The sequence below is a fragment of the Sinomonas humi genome (genome assembly GCF_000802235.1).
GTDB classification, from domain to species: domain Bacteria; phylum Actinomycetota; class Actinomycetes; order Actinomycetales; family Micrococcaceae; genus Sinomonas; species Sinomonas humi.
The window spans coordinates 1-15,047 of the sequence record NZ_JTDL01000008.1 but is presented as its reverse complement, the minus strand read 5'-3'; the positions used below and the strand labels follow the sequence as shown (position 1 = coordinate 15,047).

The window sequence follows — 15,047 nt, the reverse complement described above, 5'->3', positions numbered from 1 at the left end:
CAAGCCTGGAAGGCCCCCAGCAGACCACTGGGTTGATAGGCCGGACGTGGAAGCAGGGACCAACGACCTGCGAAGCCGACCGGTACTAATAGGCCGACAGCCTCACACACACACAACAAGGCACTGCCCGCGTCCACTCTACGGTCCCCGGACAACAACCCCCGGAACACCACCCCCCACCCACCACGGGGGACCCCCCGGCCACTCGGGGGGCAGCACCACCCACAACCGAACACCGCACAAGCGAATACCGCGCACACCGCAGCCCCACACGCTTCCCCACCACCCCACCCGGGGTGTGTCGCGAGGAGAGAAGGTTACGGCGGCCATAGCGTGGGGGAAACGCCCGGACCCATCCCGAACCCGGAAGCTAAGCCCCACAGCGCCGATGGTACTGCACCCGCCAGGGTGTGGGAGAGTAGGACACCGCCGGACAACACCACCCCCGAGGGCCCCACAACGACCGTGGGGCCCTCGACCCATTTAAGGGCCCCCTTCCGGGGACGCGAACGAACGCCCCTGCCCGTTCCGGGTACGCGAACGAACGCCCCTGCCCGTTCCGGGTACGCGAACGGCAGGACCAAACGGCGCCGGTGGCCGCAAATCAAGCGGCCAAGCCATGGGCTTAAGCCATGGGCGTCAGGTGGTCGGAGGGGCTGGGAGAGACTTGCAACTAGACTAGACGTGAGCGTCTCCCCCCTCTGAGGGGCATATTGAGACTTGTTTCGGACATTCGGTGCGCGGCCTTCGGCCGCGTTGTCTGCAGCGCGATAAGGGCCTGCACAAGGAAAGGAACCACATGGCAGAGGACTTCGGACGCGGTCAAGGCGGACGGGGGTTCGGCGGCCCGCGCCGCGGGTCCGGCTCTGGCCGGGGCTCGGACCGCTCCGGTGGTGCTTTCCGGGGCGCGAACAATTCCGGCGGGAACCCGCGCGGGTTCCGCGATCGGCGACGGGACGGGGAAGATCGTCCTTGGGGCGATCGCCGTGATGACCGTCGTGACGACAGGCGCGATGATCGGGGCGAGGGCCGCCCGTACAGGCCGGCCGGCCAAGGCGAGCGCCGTCCGTATGGCGATCGCGGCGGACGCCCGGGCTTCGACCGGGGTGAGCGGCGCCCGTACGGCGACCGTCCGGATCGTGGGGATCGCTCGGATCGTGGTGAGCGGGGTTCCTACGGTGAGCGGGGTTCCTACGGTGATCGGGGAGCTCGTCCGGATCGTGGTGAGCGGCGTCCGTTCGGTGACCGTGGTGGTCGTCCGGGCTTCGATCGTGGCGAGCGACGCCCGTACGGGGATCGTGGCGACCGCCCGGACCGCGGTGGTCGTCCCGGGTTCGATCGTGGGGAGCGGCGCCCGTACGGCGACCGCCCGGATCGCGGCGAGCGCCCGGACCGTGGTGAGCGGCGCCCCTTTGGCGACCGTGGTGGTCGTCCCGGATTTGACCGTGGCGAGCGGCGCCCGTACGGGGATCGCGGCGAGCGCCCGGACCGCGGTGGTCGTCCGGGGTTCGATCGTGGGGAGCGGCGCCCGTACGGCGAGCGCCCGGATCGTGGGGACCGCCCGGATCGTGGTGAGCGGCGCCCGTACGGCGACCGCCCGGATCGCGGCGACCGCCCGGACCGCGGCGACCGGGGTCACGGCCGTCCCTATGGCGAACGTCCTGAGCGAGGCGAGCGGCCGGGGTTCGACCGTGACTCCCGTGATCGCAGTGACCGCGACAGCGGAAACCGACGTTCGTTCGGGGACCGTCGCCAGGGCGAACGCTCGACGGGAGGCCGCAACGCGGGTGGCAGGCCGAGCTTTGGCGCGCGCCAGGGTGATAGGCCACGGTATGAGGATCGCGGACGTTTCGAGCGCCGCGAGGGCCGTGACGAACGTGAGAACGAGTTCCGGCGCGACCCGAACGCCGCAGATCTGCGGGTCTCGAACCGCCCTGACCGTGAACGGTCACCGGAAATCGATGCAGACGTTACGGGCAAGGAGCTGGACCGAGCGACGGCTGCGCAGCTGCGCACCCTCGAGGGCCGCAATGCGGAGTGGGTCTCAAAACACCTCGTGATGGCGGGCCGGCTCATCGATTTCGATCCAGAGCTCGCGTACCAGCACGCCCTCGCGGCGAGCCGTCGTGGTGGGCGTATCGGGGCTGTACGTGAAGCAGTTGGCATGACGGCTTACGAGGCAGGGCGCTACGACGACGCGCTGCGTGAATTCCGCACCTTCCGCCGCATCACCGGCTCGAGCATCCATCTCCCCCATATGGCCGACTGCGAGCGAGGTCTCGGACGCCCCGAGAAGGCCCTCGAACTCGCCGAATCCGAGGAACGCAACATGCTCGACGCCGCGGGCAAAGTCGAGCTCGCGATCGTCGCCTCGGGTGCCCGTGCAGACCTCGGGGATTACGCCGGGGCTGTTGCGGAGCTTGAGATCCCGCAGCTCGACATCAACCGCGCCTTCTCGTTCAGCCCGCGCCTCTTCGAGGCCTACGCGGATGCGCTTGCAGCCGCGGGCCGTGCCGATGAAGCAGCGAAGTGGTACCGCCAGATCGGGGTTGCGGAGAGCGCGCTGGGCGTCGGCAGTTTCGCCGAGCCGGACATCATCGACTTCGGCGAGGACGACGAGTCCGAGGACGACTACGTCCGTGGGGAGGTGCCGGCAGACGAGGGGCCTGCCGACGAGGCCTCGGTGGCGGAGGACGCCGACGATTCGGAAGGCGAAGGTCCGGCCCACGAGGAGTCAGAGCTCGCAGAGGACGAGATCGGTGTTACGGAGCGCGAGTCAGGTTTCGAGGCCGGTGTCGAGGACGCGGGTTCGGACGAGTCGGCTCCCGGGGACGCCGCGTTCGGCGGCAACGAGGGTCTCGACGAGGGCGAGCGGGGCGCTGACTCCTGAATGGTGCCTGATATCGGCAAGGCCGAAGCGTTCATCGACGCGTTCGACGCCGTCCTATCGGACCTCGATGGGGTCGTCTACGCAGGCCCGCATGCGATCCCTGGGGCGCCCGAGGCGCTCCAGGGCTTGGCCCCCCGCGGAGTCCGTCTCGGCTATGTGACCAACAATGCGTCGCGAAGCACAGCTGAGGTTGCGGCCCACCTGCGCGAGCTCGGCGCGCCAGCGGCGGATGAGGACGTCGTGAGCTCGGCTCAGGCGGGAGCGGACCTGCTTGCTCGGCAGGTTCCCACCGGCTCACGCGTGCTTGTGACGGGCAGCTCCGCGCTTGTACATGAAGTCGAGGCACGAGGTCTGATCCCAGTCCGCTCGGCTCACGACGACCCGGTCGCGGTGATCCAAGGGTTCAGCCCGGACCTCGGCTGGCGCGACCTCGCAGAGGCCACCTACGCGGTCGCCTCGGGCGCCCTGTGGATAGCAACGAACACGGATCTGACGATTCCGCAGGCAAGGGGCATCGCCCCCGGCAACGGGAGCCTCGTCAACGCCGTTCGCGCCGCGACGGGCAAGGAGCCCCTGGTGGCGGGCAAGCCCGAGGCGCCCCTGTTCCTGACTGCTGCGGAGCGCCTGGGCGCTCAGCGGCCGGTCGTGGTCGGAGACAGGCTGGACACCGACATCCTGGGCGGAAACCGTGCGGGGTTCGCAACCGCGGCCGTCCTGACCGGTGTCGACACCACGGAGACCATCCTCGCAGCGCGTACGGACGAGCGCCCGAAGTTCATCCTCGCTACCCTCGCAGATCTCTACGTGCCCTATGCGGCTCCAGAGGCGGCCGACGGCGGGTGGCGGGCCGCGCGTTCCAGGGCGACGGTCGAGGGTGGGTCTGTTCGAGTGAAGGGCAGCCCGGAGGACGTGGACGCGTGGCGAGTTGCGTGCGCGGCGTGGTGGGATGCCCACCCCGAGGCTGAACGCGAGACGGTGCCTGAGCTCGTGTGGGAGTCCTGAGCCGATAAGCTGGGCCTCATGAGCGAGGAACCTCACGGCGCCGTCGACCGCGCGCTCGCGCTCTTGGACGAGGCGGGCTCGCTCAGCGGGGCGGAGCGGGCCGAGGCGTTCGAGCGGTTCCACGACGCCTTGGCTGCGGCCCTCGACGAGGAGCCGGGAGGCTGACGGGTGGCCCGACTCGACCTCGAACTTGTGAATCGCGGCCTCGCTCGGTCCCGCACGCATGCAGCCAAGCTCATTGCGGACGGTCACGTCTCGGTCGGCGGGCAGATGGCGGCGAAGGCCGCTCAGCCTGTTTCCGCCGACGAACCGATCGAGATCGAAGCGTCCGAGCACGACCGTTACGCAAGCCGTGCCGGGCGCAAGCTCGCGGGCGCACTCGCCCGCTTCCCGGAGATCGCGCCCGAGGGGCTCCGCTGCCTCGACGCCGGTGCTTCGACGGGCGGCTTCACCGACGTCCTGCTCGAATCGGGGGCCGCGCGGGTCGTCGCCGTGGACGTGGGGCACGGGCAGCTCGTGGAGCGCCTCCGTGCGGACCCGCGCGTCGACGTCTACGAGGGGCTCAATGTCCGCAACCTCGTGCCGGAGAGCATCGGGGGGCCAGTCCAGCTCACTGTGGCCGATCTCTCGTTCATCTCCCTTACCCTCGTCGTCGGCCCGCTTGGTGCCGCCACGGCGCCGGGAGGTGATCTTCTGCTCATGGTCAAGCCCCAGTTCGAGGTGGGCAGGGAGCGTCTCGCCAAGACCGGCGTCGTGCGTTCCTCGATGGAACGGCAGCGTGCCGTCGCCGGGGTCGCGCGCGCCGCGCTCGACGCCGGGCTCCTCCTTCGGGGGCTCGCGGAGAGCCCCCTGCCTGGCCAAGACGGCAACGTGGAATACTTCCTGTGGCTGACGAGGCCGCTTCCCGAGGGGACGGCAGGCCGCCACGAGACGGGCAGGGGCGTCGATGAGCTTCTCGCGCCTGTCTGGCCCGAAGCAGCCCGGCCAGAAGCAGCCTGGCCCGAAGCAGCCCGGCCCGAACCAGTCCGGTCTGAAGCACGAGGGAGGGAAACCCGATGAACCGACGCGTGCTTGTCCTAGCCCACACGGGCCGCGAGGAATCGATGATCGCGGCACGCGAGGCGTGCGCCCAGCTCCACGGATCCGGCCTTGTGCCCGTCATGACGGCCCAGCAGCAGAAGGACCTCGAATCGCACTTCGGGAGCCTCGACCATCCCACCGAGATCCTGGAGACAGACGTTGCACTCGCCGACGTCGAACTCGTCATGGTGCTCGGCGGAGATGGCACGATCCTGCGTGCGGCCGAGCTTGTCCGGGGGATCGACGTGCCCCTGCTCGGCGTCAACCTCGGCCACGTGGGCTTCCTCGCGGAGAGCGAGCGCGCGGACCTGGCCCAGACGGTCCAGTGGGTAGCGAGCCGCAGCTACTCAGTCGAGGAACGCATGACGATCGACGTCACGGTCTGGATCCAGGGGCGCAAGGTAGCGCACAGCTGGGCCCTCAACGAGGCTGCCATCGAGAAGGCAAGCCGTGAGCGGATGATCGAGATCGTGACCGAGGTCGACGGCAAGCCGCTCACGTCCTACGGCTGCGACGGAATCGTGCTCGCGACGCCGACGGGGAGCACGGCCTACGCGTTCTCGGCAGGCGGACCCGTGGTGTGGCCCGAGGTCGAGGCACTGTTGATCGCCCCTATCAGCGCGCATGCCCTGTTCGCGCGCCCGCTTGTCGTATCGCCGCATTCGCGGCTCGCGGTCGAGATTCTCACGCGCACGGACGCCCAAGGTGTCCTCTGGTGTGATGGCCGCCGTTCGGTGGACCTTCCGCCCGGGGCCCGGGTTGAAGTCACTCGCTCGGCCCAGCCCGTGCAGCTAGCACGGATCAGTGCGACGCCGTTCTCGGCTCGGCTCGTCCGGAAGTTCGAGCTGCCCATCCACGGATGGCGCGGCCCCGCACCGCTCGGGACCAACGGAGGCCAAGTCAAGGAAGTGCCCCCGCAGCCATGGAGCGGGAAGAGCCTGACCCCCCGGTGGGCGGAGACGCGAAAGGAGAGCGACGAGTGATCGAGGAACTCCGCATCCGCGACCTCGGCGTCATTGCTGATGCGACGCTGCCGCTTGGGCCAGGGTTGAGCGTGGTCACGGGAGAGACCGGCGCAGGCAAGACCATGGTGGTCACCGCGCTCGGCCTGCTACTGGGCGGACGCTCCGATGCCGGGGCCGTGCGCGTCGGTGCGAAGTCGGCGCTCGCGGAGGCTAGTGTGCGGCTCGAGCCGGGCCACGCCGCCGTCGAACGCGCGCTCGAGGCGGGCGCGGACGTCGAAGAGCACGACGGCGCCGCTGAACTGATCGTGGCCCGCACCGTGGGCGCGGACGGACGGAGCCGGGCGCATCTTGGCGGGCGCAGCGCGCCGGTGGGTGCGCTCGCCGAGGTCGGCGAGCAGCTCGTCGTGATCCATGGGCAGTCCGAGCAGCTCCGCCTCAAGAGTGCGGGAGCCCAGCGGGAGGCGCTGGACCGCTTCGCAGGCGAGGAGTTCGCAGGGCGGCTCGCCGAATACGCGGGGCTGTACGCGCGGTGGGTCGGAGCGCAGCGCGAACTCAGCGAACTCATTTCGGCTTCCAGAGAGCGTATTCGCGAGGCGGAGTCCCTCGAGCAGGCCCTTGAGGAGATCGCGAGCGTCGAGCCCCAGCCTGGAGAGGATGATGCGCTCAAAGCCGAGTCGCAGCGGCTCTCCAATCTCGAGGGGCTGCGCCTCGCAGCCCAGCAGGCGCACGAGGCGCTCGTCGCCGAGGACTTCGGCGAGGCAGGGGACGCCACGACGTTGGTCGACGCCGCCAAGCGCGCCCTCGACCAGGTCTCGGAGCACGACCAAGCGCTTGCGGCTGCCGCAGAGCGGCTCGCCGATGTCGGCTACGTCTTGGCGGACATCGCAAGGGAACTAGCAAGCTACGGCGCCTCGCTCGATGCCGAGGGCCCACAGCGTCTGGCCGAAGTCGAGGAACGAAGGGCTGCGCTGGGTGGGCTCGTTCGAAAGTACGCGCCGAGCGTCGACGAGGTGATCGCCTGGGCCGAGGCGGGCCAGAAGCGACTGTACGAGCTTCAGGACGACAGCGGCCGGATTGACGTGCTGACCGAGCAGGTCGCGCGCGACGAGGAGAAACTCCGCGTCCTCGCCGGGGAGCTTACGAGCCGCCGTCGCGACGCCGCGGCTGAGCTCGCCGAGCGAGTCAGCGCGGAGCTCACAGCCCTCGCCATGCCTGACGCGACTCTGCAGGTTTCCGTCGAGGAGACGCAGGACCTCGGGCCGCTTGGCTCGGATGAGGTCGCGATCCTCCTGCAGCCCCACGCGGGTGCACCCGCGCGTGCGCTGGGGAAGGGCGCTTCGGGTGGAGAGCTCTCCCGGGTCATGCTCGCGATCGAGGTTGTCCTCGCTGCCGTGGACCCTGTGCCGACGTTCGTCTTCGACGAGGTCGACGCCGGCGTCGGCGGTCGCGCGGCCGTGGAAATCGGCAGGCGCCTTGCGATGCTCGCGCGGCACGTCCAAGTGCTCGTGGTGACGCACCTTCCGCAGGTTGCCGCGTTCGCGGACCGCCATATCCGGGTGACCAAGACCTCGGTTCGCGCGGGGGATTCCGTAGACCCGAGCGCGGGGGTCGCGGGCTTCACCTCGAGCGATGTCGCGCTCCTCGGGGAGGATGAACGCGTCGTCGAGCTCGCCCGCATGCTCGCCGGCCAGGAGGACTCTGCCTCCGCGCGCGCGCACGCCCAGGAGCTCCTCGACGACGCGCAAAGCGACCGGGAGCCAAATCCAGACCCCGTTGGGAAGTCCGGCGCGCCGCGCCGCGGGGGCCGGGTCCGCGCGGGGAAGAGATGATAAGCTCGAATTCCGTGGTGCATCGCTCTCATTCCCGCTTTTCAGACGCCGACAAGACGACCAAGCAGATCTTCGTGACCGGAGGCGTGGCCTCTTCGCTCGGGAAGGGTCTGACGGCGTCGAGCCTCGGGCACCTCCTGCGAGGCCGCGGCCTCTCCGTGACGATGCAGAAGCTCGATCCGTACCTCAACGTGGACCCGGGGACAATGAACCCGTTCCAGCATGGCGAGGTCTTCGTGACCGACGACGGGGCCGAGACGGACCTCGACATCGGGCACTACGAACGCTTCCTCGACGAGTCGCTCGACGGTTCCGCGAACGTCACGACGGGCCAGATCTACTCTGCCGTCATCGCCAAGGAGCGCCGCGGCGAATACCTCGGGGACACCGTTCAGGTCATCCCGCACATCACCGACGAGATCAAGCGCCGCATGCGGCTGCCTGCCGAGGGCCCCGACGCGCCCGACGTCATCATCACGGAGATCGGCGGCACCGTTGGCGACATCGAGTCGCAGCCGTTCCTCGAGGCTGCACGCCAGGTTCGCCAGGACATCGGTCGCGGGAATGTGTTCTTCCTCCACGTCTCGCTCGTCCCGTACATCGGGCCTTCACAGGAGCTCAAGACCAAGCCGACCCAGCACTCGGTAGCGGCCCTCCGCTCCATCGGCATCCAGCCCGAGGCGATCGTGGTCCGCTCGGATCGCCAGATCCCCGATGCGATGCGGGACAAGATCGGGCGCATGTGCGACGTCGACACAGACGCCGTCGTCAACTGCCCTGATGCGCCGAGCATCTACGACATCCCCAAGGTCATCCACGCTCAGGGCCTCGACTCGTACATCGTCCGCGCGCTCGACCTCCCGTTCAAGGACGTCGACTGGACCAAGTGGGATCGCCTCCTGAAGGCCGTCCACGAGCCTGCCCATGAGGTCGACATCGCCCTCGTCGGCAAGTACATCGACCTTCCGGATGCCTACCTCTCGGTGACCGAGGCGCTTCGCGCCGGCGGTTTCGCCAACGATACGAAGGTCAACATCCGCTGGGTCGCCTCGGACGAGTGCCAGACGCCGTCGGGCGCGGAACGCTCCCTCGCGGGGGTCGACGCCATCGTCGTGCCCGGCGGGTTCGGCATCCGCGGGCTCGAAGGCAAGCTCGGCGCCCTGACCTTTGCACGTGAGCGTGGCCTGCCGACCCTGGGGCTGTGCCTCGGGCTTCAGTGCATGGTCATCGAGTACGCGCGCAAGGTCGTGGGCCTCGAGGACGCCTCCTCGACCGAGTTCGAGCCTGACTCGAAGCATCCGGTCATCGCCACCATGGCGGAACAGCTCGAGATCGTCGAGGGCAAGGGCGACATGGGCGGCACCATGCGCCTCGGACTCTACGATGCGGTCCTCGACGAGGGCTCGGTCGTCGCGGAGGCCTACGGCTCGACGAAGGTCTCGGAGCGCCACCGCCACCGGTACGAGGTCAACAACGCTTACCGTGCCCAGCTTGCGGACGCGGGTCTTGTGTTCTCGGGGACATCCCCGGACGGAAAGCTCGTGGAGTTTGTCGAGCTGCCGCGCGACGCTCACCCGTACTACGTCGCGACGCAGGCCCACCCCGAGCTCGGCTCGCGGCCAACGCGACCGCACCCCCTCTTCGTTGGGCTCGTAAGGGCTGCGCTTGACCGCCGCTCGGCGGCCAAGGCTGAGCCTAAGAAGGCCGACCGTCACGCGAAGGCGGCCCAGGCCGCCAAGGCCGAGTAGGCCAGCCGTGACGACGCACGCGCCGCGGCCGCACATCGAGGATGCGCTGAGTCCGCGGCGCGTGCTCGCCTCGGAAGCTGTCTTCCACGGCAAGATCTGGGACGTCCGCTCGGACACCTTCGAGCTTGCAGAGGGCTCAGAGCCGCTCCGGCGCGAATTCATCGACCACCCCGGTGCGGTCGCTATTCTGCCGATGGACGAGGAGGGCCGGATTCTCCTGCTCCGCCAGTACCGGCACCCGGTTGGGATGCTGCTGTGGGAGATTCCTGCGGGTCTCCTGGACGTCGACGGCGAGGCGAATCTTGCCGCGGCAGCGCGTGAACTCGCCGAGGAGGCTGATCTCACGGCCGCCGAGTGGCACATCCTCGCTGACGTCTTCAACTCGCCCGGTTCCTCCAGCGAAGCCATCCGCGTCTATCTCGCACGTGGACTCCAGGACGTCCCGGAGCCCGATCGTCACGTGCGCACAGCGGAGGAAGCAGAGATCGAGTTCGCGTGGGTCGACCTCGACGAAGCAGTTGCCGCCGTTCTCGATGGGCGCCTCCACAACCCGAGCGCCGTCGTCGGAATCCTTGCGGCGCACGCCGCGAGCCGCTCCGGCTTTGCCGGGCTCCGGCCGGGCGATGCTCCTTGGCCGGCGCACCCGGCCCAGCGGTGATGGACCTCGCGACCGGCGTCGACGACTACCTGCGCCACCTCTCAGTCGAACGGGGCCTCGCCGCCAACACGCTCGCGGCCTATCGGCGAGATCTCCGGCGCTATCTCGACTATCTCGGCACTCAGGGCATCGCGGCCCCCGAGCACATAACGCGCCAGCACGTTGCTCGCTTCGCGGAGGCGCTGCGGGACGGGGCCGACGGCGGCACGGCGTTGGGCGTGCGGTCCGCGGCCAGGACGGTGGTCGCCGTCCGGGGCCTCCACCGCTTCTGGGCGCTCGAGGGCACGACGGCGGGGGATCCCGCCGCGGACGTCCACCCGCCGCTTCCGGGGCAGCGGCTGCCGAAGGCGATCCCCGTGGACGACGTCGCCCGCATCCTCGAGGCGGTCTCGATGGACACGCCCACGGGCCTTCGTGACCGTGCCCTCCTCGAGTTCCTGTATTCCACCGGTGCCCGGATCAGCGAGGCCGTCGGCCTCGACGTCGACGACGTTCGTCTGGACGGCGAGACCGACGGCGGCCCCTCAATTGTCAGGCTCTTCGGAAAGGGCTCGAAGGCGCGTCTCGTTCCGCTCGGTTCGTTCGGTGCACGCGCCGTTGACGACTACCTCGTCCGCGCGCGACCCGTCCTCGCAGCCAAAGGGAGCGGTACGCCCGGGCTCTTCCTCAATGCACGCGGTGGTCGGTTGAGCCGCCAGAGCGCGTGGACGATCCTGAAGGATGCCGCCGAGCGCGCGAAGATCGACCGGGATGTCTCGCCCCACACTCTGCGGCACTCCTTCGCGACGCACCTCCTCGAAGGGGGCGCCGACGTGAGGGTCGTCCAGGAACTGCTCGGCCACGCGTCCGTCACGACAACCCAGGTCTACACGCTCGTCACCGCTGACACGCTCCGTGAGGTGTACGCGGCCGCCCACCCTCGGGCGCGCGGTTGATGGCTGCCCGAGTCGCGCTCTGCTTTCTCCTCCGGGCCGCGACTGACGGACCGGAGGTGCTGTTGGGCCGCAAGAAGCGTGGCTTCGGCCTCGGGAAGATCGTCGGCCTCGGCGGGCACCTCGAGCCGGGGGAGACCGCGGCTGAGGCCGCTGCGCGTGAGCTTTTCGAGGAGGCAGGCGTGACCCTCGTGGAGGGTGCGATGCGGCCCGCCGGGACGGTGGAATTCCGCTTTCCTGCTCGGCCCGAATGGGACATGGAGTGTTCTATGTTCACCTGCACACGGTGGACGGGCAAGATCGTGGAGACTGAGGAGATCGTGCCTGCTTGGTACCCGGCCAGTGCGCTCCCGCTGACCGACATGTGGCAGGACGCAGACCATTGGCTGCCCGTCGTCCTCTCAGGGGTAGCGTCCGATTTCCTCGTCATCATGGCTGAAGACAACGAGACCGTGGCGAAGTTCAGCGTGAAGGACACGCATGTGAAGGGCACGCATGTGAAAGGCTCAGGCGCCGATTAGTCCGGTCTCAAGTCTGGAGCCCACCCCACGGCGGAGCCTCGTTCGCAAGCCGCCGTGACGACTCCAGCATCGCGGCGTGCACGAACGCCTGGGGGAAGTTGCCCCGCAATTGGCGCTGCTCGACGTCGTACTCCTCTGTGAAAAGGCCGGGAGAGCCGCATGCGGCGCGGTTCCGCTCGAACCAGCGGGCAGCCTCAAGCGGCTGGTCGCTCTGATGCAGCGCCATCGCGAGGTCGAAGCCGCACAGGAGGAACGCGCCCTCGGACTGGTCGAGTGGCCGCTCGTCCTGACTGAAGCGGTAAAGATAGCCCTTCCGAGCCAAGTCTTCGCGGATCGCGGCGAGGGTCGCGACCGAGCGGGGGTCCTCGGGTGCCACGGCACCCCGGAGGACGGGGCGAAGGAGCGCAGCATCGACTCGCGGGTCGTCGGGCGCGCGCTGCCAGCGCCCGCTCGGATGGAGGCATTCCTTTGTCACGTCGGCGATCAGCTCATCTGCTTGGGCCGACCAGAGCGCTCCTTGGCGAGCAGGCGCCTGCCGCCCGATCGCGCGCAGGCCTGCAGCGCAGATGAGTCGTGAATGGGCCCACCGCTTGTCCTCGAGCTCCCACATGCCGGCATCGGGGTCGCCGTGCCGCTTGGCGATGGCGTCGGCGGCAATCTCCGCTGCCTTCCATTGTTCGAGATCGAGGCGGTCGTTCTCGGCAGCAGCCGCGAAGAGGAGGAGCGCCTCGCCGAACGCGTCGAGCTGGAACTGCCCGTTGACCCAGTTGCCCGCCTTTCCGGAGCCGCCAGGGTAGCCCGGCAGGCCGACGTCGTGCTCGTCGGGCACCCGGCCGCCGCCCACGGTATAGGCGGGCCGCATCTGAGGCCCGTCCTCAAGCAGCCGTGCGGCGACGAAGCGGACCGCGTCGTCCAGGAGGGGGAATTCCTTGCACGAAGCGACCGCGACTCCCGTGAAGCACTGGTCACGGATCCACGCGTAGCGGTAATCGTAGTTGCGCTTCTGCTCAGCACGTTCGGGGAGCCCCATCGTCGCCGCCGCGACCATCGACCCTCCGGCCCATGTCATCCCACGCAGCACCGCGTAAGACTGCCTTGCGTCGTCGGGCGCGATCGTGTTGTCGAACTGCGGCACCTCGCGATGCCACCCGTGCTCGGTGGCACTCCACGTCTCATCAGGATTGACCGGTTGGCTGGGGAGCTCCTCGTCGGAGACCTCGAGCACGATGTCGTGGTGGCGGCCCTCCGGGAGCCGGACCAGGAAGCTTATCTCGCCGTCGGCCACCTTCGCTTCCACGGCGCCCGAGAGCCGGATCCGGAGCGGACCGCTGCGGGCTGTCCACACCCCGTCCTCCTCGCGCATCCGGTTCATGGCATGGTGGCCGTATTCGGCACGTACATCGAGCCGGACTTCGACCTCAGCGGGTCCTTGGGCAGCTCTGATCCGCCGGAGCAGGATCGCCCGGTGAGGCTCACCTGGATACGCGAGGGCTTCACGGCACTCGATGATCCCGGTGCTCGTGATCCAACGGCTGACCCAGATGAGAGTCCCGTCCTCATACTGACCGCCCCACACGAAGCGGTGGTCAGTCGGAGTGACCGCGAAGCAGCCGCGGCCTCCGAGGAGGGTGGAGAAGATCGCTCCGTCGTGCCACTTGGGCACACACATCCATGAGATGTCGCCGCGGGGCCCGAGAAGGGCAGCGCGTGCCCCATCGGCGAGCATTGCGTACTCGCGGAGGACATGCGGCGGGAACTCGTCGGCGTCGGCCATGCCGCAACAGTAGGGAATTGATTGCGTAGGCGCAACCGCGTTTGGGAGCCTCCCTTGCGGGTACGCAACCATTGCGGGCGGCCGAGGCCGCCGAGCCGGATAACTGACGAGCCGGACAAGTGACTAGCCGGACAACTGACGAGAGAGAGCGGTGCTATGGATGCTGGGGAAGCTGCGACGCCTGACGCTGGCTGGCCGCCGTCTGGGCGGCAGTTCACGATCTCCCATGGGGACCAGTCAGCCTTGATCACGGAAGTCGGCGCAGCGCTGCGCCGCTACCGAGTCGACGGCAAGGATCTCCTGGACGGCTATGCGCAGGACGAGATGTGCACGGGTGCTCGCGGCCAATCTCTCATCCCGTGGCCGAACCGGATACGCCACGGCCGTTACGTGTGGGAGGGGCAGACTGAGCAGCTCGATCTGAGCGAGCCGGAGAAGGGCGGAGCGATCCACGGTCTGACCCGATGGGCGAACTGGGCGGTCGAGCATAGCTCGGAGAGCAGCATCGCCCTGGTTCACACCCAGCACGCGTGCCAGGGGTGGCCGTGGGTCCTCGAATGCCATCTCGAGTACAGGTTGGACGAGGACGGGCTGAGCGTGCGGACCACAGCCATCAACCGGAGCAGCACCCCCTGCCCCTACGGGACGGGAGCGCACCCGTACCTGACCGTCGGCACGCCGCACATCGACGCGGCCTTGGCCCGCGTTCCGGGTTCCGTGTACCTCCCCGTTGACAAAGAGGGCATCCCGACCGGACGACGGAACGTGGAGGGGACCTCGTACGACCTCCGCGAAATGCAAGCCCTCGGCGACCGCCAGATCGACGTCACCTACACCGAGCTCGAACGGGACGACGACGGGCGCGCGCGTGTTCATCTCGCACATCCCGACGGGTCCCCGGCTGTGGCCCTCTGGTCCAACGAGGCCTACCCCTATTTTGAGATCTTCACCGGGGACACCCTCCCGCAGGAGGACCGCCGTCGTACCGGTCTCGGAGTTGAACCCATGACGTGCGCCCCCGACGCCTTCAATTCGGGAGAAGGTCTCATCACCCTCGCCCCGGGGGAGTCGCACACGGGCATCTGGGGTATTGAGCCGAAGAGCAGGCGCTAGCAGTTACAGGCGTTAGCAGTTGTAGGCACGCAATGAATGTCGAAGGAGAACACCAGATGGGAACTGGACGTCGGGTGGTCGTGGTGACCGGTGCGAGTGGAGGGATCGGTCGGGCCTCGGCTGTGGCCTTCGGGAGGGAGGGCGATGCCGTGGCTCTGCTTGCGCGGGGCGAGGCGGGCCTTGCGGGGGCGGCGGCGGAGGTCGAGGCGGCTGGGGGGAAGGCGCTGGTGGTCCCGGTCGACGTCGCGGACGCCGAGGCGGTCGACGCCGCGGCGGAGCGGGTCGAGCGTGAGCTGGGCCCGATCGATGTGTGGGTGAATGTGGCGTTCACCTCGGTCTTCTCCCGTTTCGACGAGATCAAGCCGGAGGAGTACAAGCGGGTCACGGAGGTCAGCTACCTGGGCTTCGTGTACGGGACGATGTCGGCCCTGAAGCGGATGCGGCCCAGGGGCAGGGGCACGATCGTCCAGGTCGGCTCGGCGCTGGCCTACCGGGGGATCCCGCTGCAGACGGCGTACTGCGGTGCCAAGCACGC

The 15,047-nt window shown here is 68.8% G+C and carries 14 protein-coding genes and 2 rRNA genes; 15 read left to right on the top strand and 1 reads right to left on the bottom strand.

Annotated elements, in window-relative coordinates:
- The 13 genes from LK10_RS22125 to LK10_RS00700 all read left to right on the top strand — a co-directional run.
- Positions 1–110 (top strand): 23S ribosomal RNA (locus LK10_RS22125); the annotation flags it as partial.
- A gap of 208 nt (positions 111–318) precedes the next feature.
- Positions 319–435 (top strand): 5S ribosomal RNA (rrf, locus tag LK10_RS00745).
- A gap of 458 nt (positions 436–893) precedes the next feature.
- The gene (locus tag LK10_RS22485) at positions 894–2,060 is read left to right on the top strand and encodes a hypothetical protein (protein ID WP_231567536.1); all 1,167 of its coding nucleotides are present in this window, start codon (positions 894–896) and stop codon (positions 2,058–2,060) included.
- The gene (locus LK10_RS22480; protein WP_231567535.1) at positions 2,060–2,890 is read left to right on the top strand and encodes a hypothetical protein; all 831 of its coding nucleotides are present in this window, start codon (positions 2,060–2,062) and stop codon (positions 2,888–2,890) included. The genes LK10_RS22485 and LK10_RS22480 overlap by 1 nt, the downstream gene beginning before the upstream one ends.
- Positions 2,891–3,892, top strand: a complete 1,002-nt coding sequence (locus LK10_RS00735) for an HAD-IIA family hydrolase (protein WP_043119346.1) — start codon at positions 2,891–2,893, stop codon at positions 3,890–3,892.
- An 18-nt stretch (positions 3,893–3,910) separates the two neighbouring features.
- Positions 3,911–4,057, top strand: a complete 147-nt coding sequence (locus LK10_RS21610) for a hypothetical protein (RefSeq protein ID WP_156143969.1) — start codon at positions 3,911–3,913, stop codon at positions 4,055–4,057.
- 3 nt (positions 4,058–4,060) lie between these two features.
- Entirely contained in the window at positions 4,061–4,951 is an 891-nt protein-coding gene (locus tag LK10_RS00730) for a TlyA family RNA methyltransferase (protein ID WP_081998179.1), read from the top strand.
- Positions 4,948–5,955 (top strand): NAD kinase, encoded by a 1,008-nt coding sequence (locus LK10_RS00725; RefSeq protein WP_052206798.1) that lies wholly within the window; start codon positions 4,948–4,950, stop codon positions 5,953–5,955. The genes LK10_RS00730 and LK10_RS00725 overlap by 4 nt, the downstream gene beginning before the upstream one ends.
- Positions 5,952–7,766 (top strand): DNA repair protein RecN, encoded by a 1,815-nt coding sequence (gene recN, locus LK10_RS00720; RefSeq protein ID WP_081998178.1) that lies wholly within the window; start codon positions 5,952–5,954, stop codon positions 7,764–7,766. The genes LK10_RS00725 and recN overlap by 4 nt, the downstream gene beginning before the upstream one ends.
- On the top strand, positions 7,763–9,514 hold the full coding sequence (locus tag LK10_RS00715; protein WP_043119345.1) for a CTP synthase: 1,752 nt from the start codon (positions 7,763–7,765) through the stop codon (positions 9,512–9,514). Before recN ends, LK10_RS00715 begins: the two co-directional genes overlap by 4 nt.
- A 7-nt stretch (positions 9,515–9,521) precedes the next feature.
- Positions 9,522–10,172 (top strand): NUDIX domain-containing protein, encoded by a 651-nt coding sequence (locus LK10_RS00710; RefSeq protein ID WP_043119343.1) that lies wholly within the window; start codon positions 9,522–9,524, stop codon positions 10,170–10,172.
- Positions 10,172–11,107, top strand: coding sequence for a site-specific tyrosine recombinase XerD (gene xerD / locus LK10_RS00705; RefSeq protein ID WP_043119341.1), 936 nt, complete (start codon positions 10,172–10,174; stop codon positions 11,105–11,107). The genes LK10_RS00710 and xerD overlap by 1 nt, the downstream gene beginning before the upstream one ends.
- Positions 11,107–11,625, top strand: a complete 519-nt coding sequence (locus LK10_RS00700) for an 8-oxo-dGTP diphosphatase (protein ID WP_331377421.1) — start codon at positions 11,107–11,109, stop codon at positions 11,623–11,625. The genes xerD and LK10_RS00700 overlap by 1 nt, the downstream gene beginning before the upstream one ends.
- A 7-nt stretch (positions 11,626–11,632) precedes the next feature.
- On the opposite strand, the gene LK10_RS00695 is transcribed toward LK10_RS00700, so the two are convergent.
- Positions 11,633–13,399, bottom strand: a complete 1,767-nt coding sequence (locus LK10_RS00695; RefSeq protein WP_043119340.1) for a glycoside hydrolase family 15 protein — start codon at positions 13,397–13,399, stop codon at positions 11,633–11,635.
- Positions 13,400–13,555: 156 nt separating this feature from the next.
- Here LK10_RS00695 and LK10_RS00690 point away from each other — a divergent pair, with 156 nt between their 5' ends.
- Together LK10_RS00690 and LK10_RS00685 are read left to right on the top strand one after the other, a co-directional pair.
- Positions 13,556–14,512 (top strand): aldose 1-epimerase family protein, encoded by a 957-nt coding sequence (locus tag LK10_RS00690; RefSeq protein WP_043119339.1) that lies wholly within the window; start codon positions 13,556–13,558, stop codon positions 14,510–14,512.
- A 56-nt stretch (positions 14,513–14,568) separates the two neighbouring features.
- The coding region (locus LK10_RS00685; protein ID WP_043119347.1) for an SDR family NAD(P)-dependent oxidoreductase at positions 14,569–15,047 on the top strand (479 nt) is incomplete at its 3' end.